The organism is Pseudobdellovibrionaceae bacterium, from assembly GCA_020635075.1.
Classification (GTDB): Bacteria; Bdellovibrionota; Bdellovibrionia; order Bdellovibrionales; family UBA1609; genus JADZEO01.
Map to the genome: position 1 here is coordinate 607,223 of JACKAM010000002.1, position 14,162 is coordinate 621,384.

The window sequence follows — 14,162 nt, forward strand, 5'->3', positions numbered from 1 at the left end:
CACGGTTAGAAGAGCATTTTATTCTCTTTAGGGTCAAGCATAGGGAGTGTGCGTTCCAATCAGGCGGTGGACATGAACCCATTGATAAAGCTCATTAGCGCCGGTTTTGTTTTTGGCATCAAAGGCCTAAGCCTTGTGCTTTACAAAACCGAAGATCATTGGCTCACGCCAAAGGATCAAATTGACTGGGAAGACCTGCGCCTAGTCATTGCCCTCAACCACACCAGCCTGTTTGAACCTCTGTTTATTTCGGTCATTCCCAACTATCGTCTTTGGAGAGCCATTGAGCGATTGGTCGTTCCAATCGCGGATGTGACGATGAAACGCCCTTTGGTCGGCCGCCTATTCAAGTATTTTGTGCCCAATTGTATTCCCATTACCCGCAAGCGGGACGAGACTTGGGATCAGTACCTAAATCGGGCCCGGGACAAGAACTCGCTGATGTTTATTTTTCCGGAAGGACGCATGAAGCGCATCGATGGCCTGGACAAACATGGCAACCCAATGAGTGTTAAGGGCGGCGTGGCCGATATTCTCGCAGAGTTGGATGGTGGAAAAATTCTCATTGCCTACTCTGGCGGACTCCATCACGTCCAGGCACCCGGCCAGTCTGTTCCCAAAGTCTTTAAACGCATCAAGGTCGCCTTTGAGCAGCTGGATGTTCAGGAGTACAAGGCGTCGTTGGCCGCTGACGACGCCCATGATTTCCGCAAAAAAGTCATCGCTGACTTGGAAGACCGCATGCACCAACACTGCAAGGAGATTGAGTCGTGAACAGACAGCTATTTCTCATTTTCAGCCTTGTGGCTCTATTGCATGTACCTGTGGCGACCGGACAGATGGCCATTCGCATTGATCATGACGAGAACGACTGTGTCGACGGGTGGATCTCAATGGATGTGAGGGTTCAGGTGGGCTTTGAGACCTTTGACTTCAATCCGTCTTGCAGCTTTAGCTTCAATGACAGTTTTGCAACAGAAGACGGCATCCAGTGTGAGATCGCAGCAGGGATGTGCTCTGCCTTTTCACCTTACAACCGAATTGAAGTTTCATGTGAAGATGGCTCCAGCGACGGAGTCGATGTTAAATGTCCAGACTAGGACTACACCGGCCTACTTCGATTGAGCCCCGGTGAAAGCCACTTCTGTACTGACATAGTAGCTGCCGCTGGGAGAATCACTAAAGCTGGCGATCTTGAGATCGAGGCGGTACTTCCCTTTTTGCTGCTGCTTTTTAAGTACGTGAAGTAACTTGTCGTAGGCGGCCTTGTCGTCCTTTACGATATCGACCAAGAAGTAGGAATTGGCCGGCCCCTCTTTGAGTTGCATCATCACTTCGATACTGTCTTTTCCGGGGCTAACCTTAAGAACTTTGACATCGTCCAATTCCGCAGCCATGGCAACACCTGATAGGAAAAATAGGCCCACTAATAGCAGATTTAAAAAAGCACTTTTCATATATTCATACCTCATCTTGAACCCTTTGCTCCGACACCACTTCCCTCGATCATCGGCCTGGCTATCCAACCCTTGCCCATGATAGCCCTCATAAGCTGATCCGCACCTGATACCTCCCTAAAGGTACACTTTGCACACGTAACATCAATTTGATCTTTCTTGTATTTATAGGGGTAAATGAACTCTTTAAAGTTGAAATCAGCGATTCCCTCTGCGTAAGCAATGACTTGATAATCATTTTCAAGAGCTCCACGAATGCTTCTTTTAACGCAGGCGCCACCGTTGGCCCCGGTAATCAACAAGGTCCCGATGTCTTGTTCCTTCAGATGTTCCATCAGCGGGCCGCGAAATGAGTTCCGGGGGTCAAACATTCCATCACGGTCCTTTTGAAAGTACCTGACCCGCTTGTAGTCGCCAATGGCCTTCTTGAGAGCTGCGTTTGTGTCACCATAGTTTTCGTATTCCACCACCACGATAGGCAGCCCCAACTCTTTGGCTTTCTGGATCGCAACGACCTGACTGTCAATGATCTGATCCACCTTGGCTTGGTTTTCATCTGTTCCATGATTGCGGTTACGGGTAACAAACCTAGGCTGCATATCAATAATAACCAAGGCCGTTCCCTCGCCGCCTGCTATTGCTGTGGAGACGGCTATCGTCAACACCATCAAAAGGGAGAAACCCATCACCAGGATTTCTCTGTAAGCCTTAAATCTTTTCAAATGTATTCCCCCGGTCCAGGAGCCACTTGCAAACCCCTAAATTCTTAAAGAATTGTTCGGCTTTGCAGCCTGTAAATTTGAGGAAATCCATACCTAGGACTAGACCGCTTCTCTGACTCAATCTTCGGACTCAGGCGCCGACGCCTCATCAAATTGGGCGGGATTCTTCCAGGCTCCTGTCGCCCTATCCACTTCAACACTGAACTCCCAATTTCCGGATCGGGAGTTCAGTTCAACAAAATAGCTCCCAGCCTTGGGCTGGACCTTGATATAGGCCTCCTTGTTTAAGGCCTCAAGACCGACGGAGTAATCACCAAAACTGCTCTTTTCGAATTTGCCGTTTTTTCTGAAGCTTGCATCGATAAACTCGATCTCTTCGGCTGTAACTTGCGTGTTTTGCTTGGCGAGCTCGACGAAAAAGGCGTTCACTGGTGTCTCCACGGTTTTTTTGTCTTCGTGCTTACAGGCCAACCCCGTCACGAGGAAGAGAGCCAGGATTGTAGTTTTGAATAATCGCCCTCTTCTCACTTGCACCTCTCGAAATCTAGTATAAGTTCTTCCCATGAAGTTACAAGGAGCAAGCCATGAACCCTTGGCATGATGTCTCTCTCGGTTCTGATATCCCTCACGCCTTTCCCGCCATTATCGAAGTTCCAAAAGGATCTAAGAACAAGTATGAACTCGACAAAGAGACAGGGCTGATCCGCGTGGACAGAGTTTTGTTTAGCTCGGTTCAGTATCCGGCCAACTATGGTTTTATCCCAAAGACCTACTGTGAGGACAACGACCCTCTGGATGTTTTGGTACTGGGCCAGGAGCCGGTTTACCCGCTGACGATCTTAACAGCAAAGCCCATTGGTCTGATGAAGATGAGCGACCAAGGTGAGTCCGACGATAAAATTATTGCGGTTCACGCCAATGACCCTGAGTACGCTCATTACAGTTCGATCACAGAGCTTCCGCCTCATCGCATGGCAGAGGTAAAAAGGTTCTTTGAAGACTATAAGGCCTTAGAGCACAAAACCGTGGTGGTAGAGGAGTTTTTGGGTGCGACCCACGCGATCAAGAGCCTGGAGGCCGCCATTGAGTTGTATAAAAAGAAGTTTCCCTGATCGTATGGCTTAAGCTTTTACTTAAGACAGTCGGGAAATTTCACATATCCCAGACAGCGACCGTAATGCTCGTAGGTGTCCTCGCGAAACAAAAACCCATTGGCATCCAACTTTTCCAGATCCACCATTCTCAGCGGCTGCACATCGTTGTACCAACTCCCCTTGGGCCCGGGCATGAGGTAGCAGGTTCCCTCTCCACCCTGAGCAAGCGCCGCATTGGTGCAATAGAATCTCTCGCCAGCCAAGGTGCACACCAAAGTGGGGCTTATGCCCTCAGACGGAGAGACACACCTGAGGTTGGCGTAGGCGCCAGAGGCACCACCAACAGAGATCATTATCATAAGTATTTTCAATAGCTTATGGGCAAGGGGGCGTTTGAAGGAGCAAAAATTGTTCGACATCTGTTCAACCTCTGGTTCACCAGGCTCAACCAGTTTTAGCTCTCCTGGATACAACTAGAGTTAACTCAATTTGAGTGCCAAGTCGGCGGTGTAGATAGTCGCCGATGTCGCCCTAAAAATGAGCATTAGGGCTCAGATATCGGCCTAGGATTGAAGATTAAATCTCCCGAGGAGGGAACATAGTCAGATCGAACCTCTCCGGACTCTTCGCTCAAGGCCTTCACGCCCAGTCGGGAAAATAGACCTGGAACACTCCAATACCTGTTGGTCCCTTTGTCAAAATAGTAAAGACTCATGTGAAGATGGGGAACCAGACTGACTCCCGAATTGCCCACACGACCCAAATAATCTCCCACATTTATCGTAGATCCAACGACGACGGACTCAGGTATGGAGTTCCTTTTGAAGTGAAGAAGGTAGAGGTAGAAGTTCCCACCCAAATGGATACCCACGTAGTTGCCGTCTTGTCTCGCCGTAAACTCCCCGCCCTCTAATTTAGCTGGATTATCTGGCTGATTTCGAACCACCTCAACGACCTTGCCCTGCACCGGAGACCAAACCTTCTTGTTCCAGACAACAAAGTCGCTATTGCGGCGCCCGCTCCTCCGATAACTTAGCTTGGTCCGGGAATCGAGCTTCACCAGATCCCAGGCAAAATCCCCGAAACCACTTTCGTTATTGTGGTGGTGCTCCTTGTTGCCGTTGATGACATAGGCCTCTCCCTCCAGGGGTGAGCGGAGAATGGTCAGATTGTTCGCCTTCAAATACGAGTGGAAAGCCGCCACGTCTGCCTCACCAGGTCTCGGCAAGTCCTCTCGCTTTTTTGCCTCAACGACACGCAAGGGCTGATCCGGGCGGGATGGATTAAATACGAGAGCAAAATAGCTGTCTTTGGATCCCCACCACCAGTTCTTGGCCTCAACGACGTGAAGGACTCTCTCTGTTGAAGCGATATGGGGCTTGGCAACGGCCGGACGGCAGCGAAGAGCAGCACTAGCTGACCACTGGGCCAACATCCATAGAACTGCAAAGATAAGGAATCTCATTCTGCGAACCGACATCGCTCCATCATTAAGCACATTCGGTGCCACTAGGCCACTACTCGCGCAAATAGTTGATTCCACCAGAAAAGTTTTCACCAGGTCAGGGCACCGCCTCCCCCCACCTCAATGCCAAGCTGGACTTACATTTTGGCCCGAAAATCCGATCTATGAAGGTGATGGGTTACTCGATACATGTTTCATTTTGCCCGCTTCAGGATTCGCCATGTCCATAGGTCGAATGGGTAAGTACCAGCTTTTTGAGGTTCTCGGCACAGGCGGCATGGGTGAGGTCTACCTGGCCCGAAGTCAGGAAGCTGAATGTATTAGTAAGCTTGTAGCCCTCAAGAAAATTCGACCCGATCTCACGCAAAATGAAAAAATGAAGGCCTTGTTTCGTAGCGAGGCACTTATGGCCATTCGCCTCGATCACAGCAACATTGCCACCGTCTATGAACTCGGAGTGGACCGCGACACCTTTTATTTGGTGATGGAATACGTGGGCGGTATTAGCCTTCGCGATTTGATGTCACGGCAAATGAAAGGTGAGATAGATCTCCCTCCTGAGGTGGCTATTCATTTGGTGTTGGAAATTGGCAAGGCACTCTCTTACGCCCATCGCTTTGTTGATCCCGAAACTCAAGGTGCGGCCCCCGTGGTTCACCAGGACGTGAGTCCTCACAATGTCCTGTTGAATTTTGAGGGGGAAGTTAAACTGATAGATTTTGGCGTTGCCCGCATGGATGCCACCAGCCAGGCCTCCACCCTTAGTGGCGTCATGGGCAAGGTGGATTACATGAGCCCCGAGCAGGCTCAAGGCGGCATCGTCGACTCGACGACCGACATTTTTGCTCTTGGTTTACTGCTGTGGGAAATGCTCAGCGGCAAACGCTACTATGAGTGGGACTCACTCAAGACCATTCACAAAAAGCTTCTCAAAGGAGAGCCCGTCAAAGCGCTGGACAAGAAAGTCGTCGACCACCATAAATTGAATTACATTCTAGGCAAGATGTTAGCACCCAACTCGGGAAGCCGCTATCAAACCGCAGACGCTTTTTTGTTGGAGCTCCAAGAGTATTACCACACCACCCATCCCAAATACAGCCAGGCCCAATTGCGCCGCTCACTCAAAAAATTCTTCGCCCAAGAGCACCAGGCTCACCTGAGCCGTCTGCAGAAGCACAGCTATCACACAGACGAAAAACTCGAAAAGGCTGGTTGAATCGCTTTTACTGCGATCTCTGGCCCAAAAAAGAAGGCTCCCTAGGAGCCTTCTACAACAATGGTTCTCTATTTGCTTTTTGTTCGGAGGAAGTCAGTTTTAGGGCTGACAGCGTCTGAGAATTTTTGTCAGCTGCCGGCCGTCGGCTTTAGTGATAGTGACTTTACCACAAAGGCCGGTATTGAAATCGTAGATCTTTTCTTTGGCAAAGTTCTCGCTGGAGAGTTGCTTAGTCAACTTGCCAGAGACTGGGCAGTCACAGTCTTTGCTAAAGGCTAAGTCTTCGTAAATGGCCTTGGAGTCCACCTTTAATATGTTGTGGTTCACCAAAATTGTTCCGCTTTGGATAACCAGGTCGCCGTTGGCCCTTGAGCCAAGGACAACTAGGTCGCTTTCAGTTTGCACTGACTGATCACCACGCACGCTCACTCCATCTCGACGGATCACTTGCCGATGAAGGCCAGCGATTTCAAAGTTCCGCACGTTGGCTCCGAAAGTTGTCATCACACCACCACCAAGGGACTCACCTTTGTAGTTACTGTGATCAAGCGAATTCCACTTGATTTGGTATTCCCAAAAGTTATTCAACTTTGTGACGCCATCAGAGGTTCTGATAAGACTTCCCGACTGAGGCAAGTCGCCACCAGAAATCCAATCATTACAGGTGGCAGCACTGTCAAAGGCCAATAGGACCTGACCACTCAAGGTGAATTGATCCCAGAATCCAGCCGTACAACTGCCGAAGTCAGCAACAATGGATTGACCATCGGCTGAAGATGAACAGTCTGGGGACCCAAGAGCAGGGGTATAGGGATGCTCTGAGCAATCAATGCCACCACGCTTGAGCATAGGACTGATCTTTTGCAGACCACCTCCGCCGCCTTCGGCGAACTCTTGAGCGGCCTCTTCGTAGGCGCCGAGTGACATTTCAACAAAGTCTTCGTCTTCATCTCCCAACGTACCCACGCCGTTTTGAACCGGCTTTTGCGTACAGTTCATCAGGGCGAGGCTCATCAGAAGCACTATAGAATGCGTCCATATATTGGTAGCGGGTTTCACGGCTATCTCCTTTGGGTAAGCGTCCGTTGCAAGGGAAACCCCCAGGAGAGCCAAAAGTTGCGGCTATTTTCTTAAATTTAATGGCATCTGACGGTGGCTGTATAGGTGTAGCAGGGGACGCCAAATAGGCTCGGGCTACATTTACCGCTAAGAACAACCCAGTTGGAGTAACCGCGCTGAGCGCATTTTTCAAAGGCATCGATTCTGAAGTTAGCTACAGCGGAGGCTTCGTGCCGCCAAGCCGAGGCTCGAAGCCACTCTGAAGTTCCACTTGCCGTAACAATGGAAGAGTTATTTGCCGAGCTGATTGCCGACAAAGCCAAAACACAAAAGACCAAAACAAGCTTTTTCATTTGCGACCCCGATTTCTGCGGAAAACACTTTTCTCCTCTATAGATAAATTAATGCGCCCAATCAATGGGCCTTGAGAAGATTGCCCTGTTTGCGGGACCTTGCCCGGCCCAAAAAGGGACATCTATTGAACACTAACCCATAGAAAACTCGCCCTTTTCTTAAAATCCAAGGGTCCTCGAAAACCCTTGGAAATAGGGCAACTGGGCCTTCCATCGCGAAGATCCGCCCCTGTTATTGAACACAAAAGTGTTCAAAAATTCCCCCAAAAGTCCTCCTAACCATTGACCCCGTATCTATCCAAGGAAAATGATTCTCCCATCACATGAACCGGGGGGTAAGCCATGTGCAACTTGTACGAGTACATGGACTATAGGCAGTACCTGCAGGATTACTGTAGGGCACGCAAACAAAGTCATCCAAATTTTACGATTCGTAGATTGTCTGAGGAAACCGGCTTCGGATCCACCTCTTATATCTCGATGGTGATAACGGGACAAAGAAACCTATCTCTTTCGGCAATTGCCAAACTCAACCACGGACTTAAGCACAAAAAGTCGCAAGCTCAGTACTTTGAATTCCTCGTCAGATACAATCAAACCAAAGAGCCTGAAGAAAGATCCCAGCTTTTGACTCAGCTCACCCGCTTGAGCAAGAGGAGTGGGGCCCCCAGCCGAACTCTCAAGCTCAATCAGTATCTGGTGTTTTCCAAATGGTACTTTTGGCTTATTCGCGAAATGATCCACCTGAAGGATTTTACCCTTTCCTCAACATGGATTTCCAAGCGAATCAGACAACGACTGAGTCAATCTGAGATTGAAAAGGCAGTTGATCTGCTTAGCCAGCTAGATTTAATTCGGGAAAAAGACGGCAGACTCTGGATTGATGACCCGAGCCTGGAAAGTGACTTCAATTTGCCGAGCTCTCTCATTAGGGACTTCCACTATCATATGATTACCCTTGCCCGCGAGGGTCTCCAGCTTCCCCGGGAAGCGAGACACTACGAAGCCCTGACGGTCGCAGTAAGTGAGACCGATATCCAGTACGTGAAGGAAAAGCTCTACGAATTTCGTGAATCCATTAACGAGTATTTGACCAAAAGCCTCAACGACAAAAGTCAGGTCTACCAACTGAATCTCAACTTTTTTCCGCTCACCCAGGGAGAAGAAAAATGAAAAACATCTTCGGCATTTTGATCCTAATTTTGACTCCGATAACTGCTTGGGCCGTCGGCGGCGCCGGAGGAAATGATTTTCTTCGCTACAAACATCCAGTACATGGTTACAGCATCCAATACCCGGTATCCTGGGAGCTGGTTGAGACCTCTAGCAGCGAAACCGAATTTAACAGCCTTCCCTCATCTCTTCCAACCCCTGATGGATCCTTCCTAAAAATCACTGTTGTCGATGGCTACCAAGGTTCTCCCGAGGAATATGGCAGGGACTTTCTATGTGGCACCTGCGATTGGCTCAGAGCTTCTGTAAACAACCTAGTTGGAGTCAATCACACCGGCCAATGGACGTCCGGACCCTACGGTCTCAGGCGTGAAATGTTGGCGGTTCTTCAATTTAGCGGAAAACTCCTAGTGCTAAAGGCAGAGGTCAGTACTTCGCGCGGAGGAGCCGGAATTGTATCACTCATGATTGAATCTCTAAAAGAAGACTCTCAGCTTGGAAAGCAAGAGAGCTCCATCGACTGGGCAAGAATTGACAGCCCCCAATCTACCGTGGGCGGGGCTGTACAAATTCGCCTCAAGGGAATCACTGATCTTGGAGGCTCCGGCAAGGTTGTCGGTCACTTTGCTGATCTCGACAGTAGAATGGAATTTCGATTGCGGGGCTCGCTTCAACCTTCTGGCCATCCCATGGAGTATACTGGTGGATTGCCCCTTGGATTGATTCCTGCTGGCACCTATAAACTGGTAAGCCTTCGTCTGGAATCAGAAGTCGGCACCTTCCATCCCCAGGGTGGCTACTGGGTTGAGGTTTTAGATCCCTCGCGCCGGAGTCTGCCGTTTGCCCTCTGGACGATCACAAACCCTTCAAAGGTCATCGAAGTCAGAGTCGGCGAAGTTGCCAAGATTCCATTCGCGACCAACTTTCAGGCCAATGACTTCATCAGCGAAGGGAGCTGGCCGTTGACCTGGGAGTCGCCTCAGAATTTCTCTGTCGAAATACCTATTCCCGAAACTCTCCCGGAAGGCGAATACAAAATTCAGATTGCTGGAATGGAGAGGATCTTCGTCAACTACAAGCTGTTTCAGTTTCCAGGCCTGATTGCAGAACCCTTTAATGGTCCCGTGGTTGTCGGCTACAGGGATCTTAAAATCAAAGTCGTTAACCCAAATCGCTTGGACTCCCCCTTGAAAATCGTCGGTATTTCAGGGCCACGGGCACAGGTTCGCTGCGGCGATGATGTGGAGTTGCAGGTTGAGTTTAACCATTCCCCCGACAAGGTTTCCGTTTTTCTCCCAGATTCAGCTAGAAACCTCCAATCGGGTCTAGCGGTACGGCTGCCCATTAAAACTCAAGTGGATGGGAATTTTCTCAGGCTATGGGCCGGTTCAAGCTGTTTTTCCACTCGTCCAATCGGGCCCACTGATATGGAACTTCGAGATCTTAAGAGCCATCAAAGGATAAAAGTGACTCTGTGGAAAAACAAAGTCTGGGCCGAAGGTTCAACTATCAACTACTTCGACGCGTTCGGAGAATTTGGCACGTTTGACGTTTTCAACTTCCCTCAGGCGAATCCGGTTTACTTGGTTAGCCCGATTGAATGGTAATTGGTTTTGGAGACGGCCCCTACTGACTGCCACCAATCTTGAAGTTCCTCAGCCTGGGCGAACTCCCCGGAATCCGGGACTCGAACCAGCCCTGAAGCTGAAAGTAGCGGCTGGTTTGATTAAGAGGCCCCATGTCTAGGGAAGGGAAGAGCATCGAAGAATTGACGAACTCTGACCAGAAGGTGGAGCTTGATCCGTCAAAGCCAATGAAGCTAGAGTTATCTGAACAATCAGACTGAGTACACGCTCGAACCTGAAATTGCACACGGTAGGCTCCGCGCTTATAGAGATTTAAAACTTCGGCGTCAGCCATTTGGCGATTCCAAATGGCAAGCTCATCAATCTGCCCCTCTAGAGGATTGGACACGGGAGTAACCGTACCGTCTCCACTGCCAATCGTCGAAGCCCCAATCGCCCAGGGTTCAAAATTGCCCGCCCCACCAGAAGATGCGTCCAGACCTCCGGAATAGGGGTCAGTGGCGAGCGGTTGACCGTCAACATAGAGCTTCATCCCCGCTGCGCCAAATGAGGCCGCTACGTGGTGCCAGCTGTTCAAAGACAAAGGGGTGCAATTGGTCGTAATGGTATTGTCGGCCGTACTCGACTGGATTCTGAGTCTTACTTCAGAGTTCGGAACAACCTTAAGATCAAAGTGTCCACCCGTATCAAAGCCGCTTGAATCTTTTGATACGATTCCATAAGTTCCGCCAGACCCAGTGACCTTAACCCACACGGAAACCGTCCCTTCACTTAAATCGAAATCAGAGTGATGAGGGATTTCCAGGTACTGAGTTCCATCAAATGCCATGGCCCCACCAAAGGCGCCTTGATTGCTCACCGTCGGACAGGTTCCCGTACATGAACCCGTGTGAACAGTGGAGGTTCCTCCAGAGTCGTCAACAAAGGTAGTGGGCGTTCCCGTCTCGTTGAGGTGATATAGAAGAACATTTCCCGTCATACTGACATTTCCGGAAGAATAACCGGTTTCAGTGGTTTGGTTGTTTGGGAGCTCTTTTCCATAGGGTGCCTCAGGCTCCCAACTCAGAATCTGCCAATTGAGACTACCGCCGGCATTGAGAACAGGCGAACGAAACTCACCGTAGAGCTTACCCTGCCTATCATATACGAGCTTGATTTCGCTGGCGGTCAGAGCCCTACTCCAAACAGAGGCCTCATCAAGCTTACCCTTCCAATAGCGAAGATCTCCCACACATCTTTTTCCGATATAAAGAGGCGAACCGTCATTAACCAGGCTTCCTGTCTGGCTAAGGGATGCAATCTTTTTGCCGTCCGCGTAGTAAACCATTTCGGAGCCATTGTAGGTTCCAGCAACGTGGGTCCATTGCCCTTTGGTGATTGTTCCGACGTCCATTCTCTTGTAGCCACCGACTGTGGTTGTCGTGCGGAAGTTGAACTGTGCTCCATTATCGATTCCTAGCATATAGGTCTCGTTATTCACACTCGGCCCTTTGCACAGGAGCGCAAGATCAGTCGTGACAGATGGATCAACCCATATCCAACCCATTACCGTTAGTTGATCACCAGTAATTTCGATTTGTGCTGTGTTAGCCACCTCAATGTAGTCGTTCACGCCATCGAACACCATGCCGCGATCCACTTGGGCCGACTCACAGGTCAAAGTGGCATCACCATCTTTGCTTAGGCCTGGAGTTAAACCTAAAACATCCTGAACACTCGCGTTGTTACCGACCAATCCGTCTGAGCCCTGATCCAAGCGCCAGTAAGCCGCCAGACCGGTAGTGTTAATCCAAGAAGAGTTTAGGGGATAGCTACTGGGTATTGAGGGACTTTGTTCAAGACCGATCCAACCATCTAAGGCATCGTAGGCAAGACCATCAGAACTTCCTTCAGATCCAGCGACAATTCCTGAAAGATTCAAATTAAAATGGGTGGTGATACTCGGGGGCAGCAGTGCATTGGGGTCACCACTAATTGACCCACTGATTTGGTTGTCCCCTAAACGACAACCAAGCATGAAGACCGAGATGGCCAATGTCCCTAAGAAAACGTACCGCTGAGACATGAAGTCCTTCCTATCAATATTATCGACTCCTGCCCCTCCCGAGAAAAGAGTCCACAGTACTTTCGACGAAATCTTAACGGAATTGCGGCTCAATCTGAGAAACTGAGCCATAAACGTTCCAGCTGGAGACTGGTCATTAGGTTGACTTTTTCGGGACAGTATTACCGATAGGCCTTGTCCACCTCTTCTTTGATCAGGCGCCTCAGGCTTTCCATGCCAAAATCATCCAGGGCCCTACCGTTTTCAAAAAAGGTGGGCGTCCCGCGGACGTTAAGAATCCGCAGATGCTCAAATATCAACTCGGGTTTGGAATCATGGTGGCTGCCCCACTGTGGTTGGTAATAAAACAAAAGCTCTAAAGCCTTCCAATGCCGATCTTAGCCTCGCCTCGGCTCTCTAGTTGACGTGCCTTGACTACAAGAATGGTCCGGAATCAGGACCTGGCCCACCCTTTGCTTTGGGACTATGCGGGTCCAATTTAAGGGTCTGGGTAGAGACTAAAGATGTCGATGACATCGGCATACCTTAGATATGGAGCGAAAAATGTCACTTACTACAAAATCTGTCGGTTTCATCGTCACCGCTATGGCTGCCACACTGTCTTTTACCGCAACCGGTAAGGGCCGCCTCCCAATTAGCAAAATGGATTTTCCAACAAAGGTCGTCAGCGTCGATTTCACCTCGGTGACCTCCCCTCGCTATGATCGGGATGGCATGAACGAATTCTTGATCGCTCCAATTTTGTCCTGTGCTAAGGACATTTCGGAGTTTTTACCCCGATCACGGGCTCTGTTTGATCTCGCAAGCGTCCCGGCAGTCCAATCCTACTGCCAACCCATCCATGTAAGGGGGGCCACCGGTAAAATCTCCCTTGGTGCAGAAGAACTCACTACAGTTTATCCAAACGGACAGCTCAGCGTTAAGGCTCCCATCGATGTCTTTGGTTCCGAGACCCACCTCGTGTTGGTGTGGCTCGAACTCAACAAATCAGCCGCTGCTGCCGGCACCATCGTCAACTGGGCTGCGAGTGAGGTTTTCAAAGTTGACTGGGGTTACAATGTTATCGGCTACCATTCTGTTCAGATTATTAACGATGAAAACAAGGGTCATCTGGCAATGAGCCCCACCTCCGAAGGTGTTGGCGAAGGTTCAGCTGTCGCTAGTTATACTATTCAGCCGTATGCAAAGGGCGAAATGGAAAAAACCGATCAGCTCACTTATGAACTGTTATCCCGGAAAACGAGTGTCGCTGACCTGCATGACTTTCGCAACCTTGGTTCTCCATCTGAGCAGATCGTTCACCTGGAAAAAATTGCCAAAGAAATCGGCAATGAGTTTGGACTGAAAATCTCATTAGGGACTTTGGACGCAGGGAACGTGGAAAAATGGCAAGGACGGGTTTATGGTCAACTGGCTCAGATTGAAGACGCCCTTTATACGACAAAAGAAAGACATCCAGATTTAAAGTGGTCCCCTAACACCAAGATCGTTGCCTTTGAAAACTGTGACATTAACCACCTCCCTTCTGACAAATCCAATCCAGTTATTTGCTTTACAACATTTGGAATGTGGCGAAATGCAATGGAACGAGTGGGGCACCGCTCCTGGATTACTTCAGATGAGAACGACCTATTAGGACGTCAGTCTGAAGAATACTACTACTGCAGACGAGAAGCCGGAATCGGCTGCTTACTAATAGGCCTCACCTCGAACGTGGCCGACGTCGCCAACTACAGTCTCCAGTGGGGTGATTTGGCCCTAAGCCAGGTACAAGGCCTTTTCGACAGTGAACACGAGCCTTACTCCCGCAGCAACTACGACTACTCTATGTTTCAGGTTCTGCCTCAAAAGATCATTAAAGCAATGCGTGATGTCTCTTCGCCCGGCTATGATGGCAAGTTGATCAATTTAAAGGGCGGCAAGTAGTCGCTGCCTTACCCCCTGATTCTATCGACGGCAACTCGGCATTTGG

At 49.6% G+C, this 14,162-nt stretch carries 16 protein-coding genes; 7 read left to right on the top strand and 9 right to left on the bottom strand.

What is annotated here, in order from left to right; genetic code table 11:
- The first annotated feature begins 72 nt into the window (after positions 1-72).
- Positions 73-774, top strand: a complete 702-nt coding sequence (locus tag H6624_12580; protein MCB9085180.1) for a 1-acyl-sn-glycerol-3-phosphate acyltransferase — start codon at positions 73-75, stop codon at positions 772-774.
- Entirely contained in the window at positions 771-1,100 is a 330-nt protein-coding gene (locus H6624_12585) for a hypothetical protein (protein ID MCB9085181.1), read from the top strand. The genes H6624_12580 and H6624_12585 overlap by 4 nt, the downstream gene beginning before the upstream one ends.
- Before the next feature lie 12 nt (positions 1,101-1,112).
- On the opposite strand, the gene H6624_12590 is transcribed toward H6624_12585, so the two are convergent.
- From H6624_12590 to H6624_12600, 3 genes are all read right to left on the bottom strand, one after another.
- Entirely contained in the window at positions 1,113-1,457 is a 345-nt protein-coding gene (locus H6624_12590; GenBank protein MCB9085182.1) for a hypothetical protein, read from the bottom strand.
- Positions 1,458-1,468: 11 nt separating this feature from the next.
- Entirely contained in the window at positions 1,469-2,179 is a 711-nt protein-coding gene (locus tag H6624_12595; protein ID MCB9085183.1) for a cysteine hydrolase, read from the bottom strand.
- A 117-nt stretch (positions 2,180-2,296) separates the two neighbouring features.
- On the bottom strand, positions 2,297-2,707 hold the full coding sequence (locus H6624_12600) for a hypothetical protein (GenBank protein ID MCB9085184.1): 411 nt from the start codon (positions 2,705-2,707) through the stop codon (positions 2,297-2,299).
- A gap of 56 nt (positions 2,708-2,763) precedes the next feature.
- Here H6624_12600 and H6624_12605 point away from each other — a divergent pair, with 56 nt between their 5' ends.
- Positions 2,764-3,291, top strand: coding sequence for an inorganic diphosphatase (locus H6624_12605; protein ID MCB9085185.1), 528 nt, complete (start codon positions 2,764-2,766; stop codon positions 3,289-3,291).
- Between the two features lie 17 nt (positions 3,292-3,308).
- Here H6624_12605 and H6624_12610 read toward each other — a convergent pair whose 3' ends face one another.
- Positions 3,309-3,632 carry a hypothetical protein gene (locus H6624_12610; GenBank protein ID MCB9085186.1) on the bottom strand — a complete coding sequence of 108 codons (324 nt, stop codon included), beginning with the start codon at positions 3,630-3,632 and terminating at the stop codon, positions 3,309-3,311.
- Between the two features lie 185 nt (positions 3,633-3,817).
- Positions 3,818-4,783 (bottom strand): M23 family metallopeptidase, encoded by a 966-nt coding sequence (locus H6624_12615; GenBank protein ID MCB9085187.1) that lies wholly within the window; start codon positions 4,781-4,783, stop codon positions 3,818-3,820.
- 175 nt (positions 4,784-4,958) lie between these two features.
- On the opposite strand from H6624_12615, the gene H6624_12620 reads away from it, so the two are divergent.
- A complete protein-coding gene (locus tag H6624_12620) occupies positions 4,959-5,954 on the top strand; it encodes a serine/threonine protein kinase (GenBank protein MCB9085188.1) in 996 nt (331 codons plus the stop codon).
- A 99-nt stretch (positions 5,955-6,053) separates the two neighbouring features.
- Here H6624_12620 and H6624_12625 read toward each other — a convergent pair whose 3' ends face one another.
- Both H6624_12625 and H6624_12630 read right to left on the bottom strand, forming a co-directional pair.
- A complete protein-coding gene (locus tag H6624_12625; protein MCB9085189.1) occupies positions 6,054-7,013 on the bottom strand; it encodes a hypothetical protein in 960 nt (319 codons plus the stop codon).
- A 77-nt stretch (positions 7,014-7,090) separates the two neighbouring features.
- Positions 7,091-7,366 carry a hypothetical protein gene (locus H6624_12630; protein MCB9085190.1) on the bottom strand — a complete coding sequence of 92 codons (276 nt, stop codon included), beginning with the start codon at positions 7,364-7,366 and terminating at the stop codon, positions 7,091-7,093.
- Positions 7,367-7,708: 342 nt separating this feature from the next.
- Here H6624_12630 and H6624_12635 point away from each other — a divergent pair, with 342 nt between their 5' ends.
- The gene (locus tag H6624_12635; GenBank protein MCB9085191.1) at positions 7,709-8,539 is read left to right on the top strand and encodes a TIGR02147 family protein; all 831 of its coding nucleotides are present in this window, start codon (positions 7,709-7,711) and stop codon (positions 8,537-8,539) included.
- Positions 8,536-10,146: a hypothetical protein gene (locus H6624_12640; GenBank protein ID MCB9085192.1), complete on the top strand. Its 1,611-nt coding sequence runs from the start codon at positions 8,536-8,538 to the stop codon at positions 10,144-10,146. Before H6624_12635 ends, H6624_12640 begins: the two co-directional genes overlap by 4 nt.
- Before the next feature lie 19 nt (positions 10,147-10,165).
- Here H6624_12640 and H6624_12645 read toward each other — a convergent pair whose 3' ends face one another.
- Positions 10,166-12,190, bottom strand: coding sequence for a LamG domain-containing protein (locus H6624_12645; protein ID MCB9085193.1), 2,025 nt, complete (start codon positions 12,188-12,190; stop codon positions 10,166-10,168).
- A 161-nt stretch (positions 12,191-12,351) separates the two neighbouring features.
- Entirely contained in the window at positions 12,352-12,540 is a 189-nt protein-coding gene (locus tag H6624_12650) for a hypothetical protein (protein MCB9085194.1), read from the bottom strand.
- A 193-nt stretch (positions 12,541-12,733) separates the two neighbouring features.
- Here H6624_12650 and H6624_12655 point away from each other — a divergent pair, with 193 nt between their 5' ends.
- Positions 12,734-14,116 (top strand): hypothetical protein, encoded by a 1,383-nt coding sequence (locus H6624_12655; protein MCB9085195.1) that lies wholly within the window; start codon positions 12,734-12,736, stop codon positions 14,114-14,116.
- Positions 14,117-14,162 lie beyond the last annotated feature (46 nt).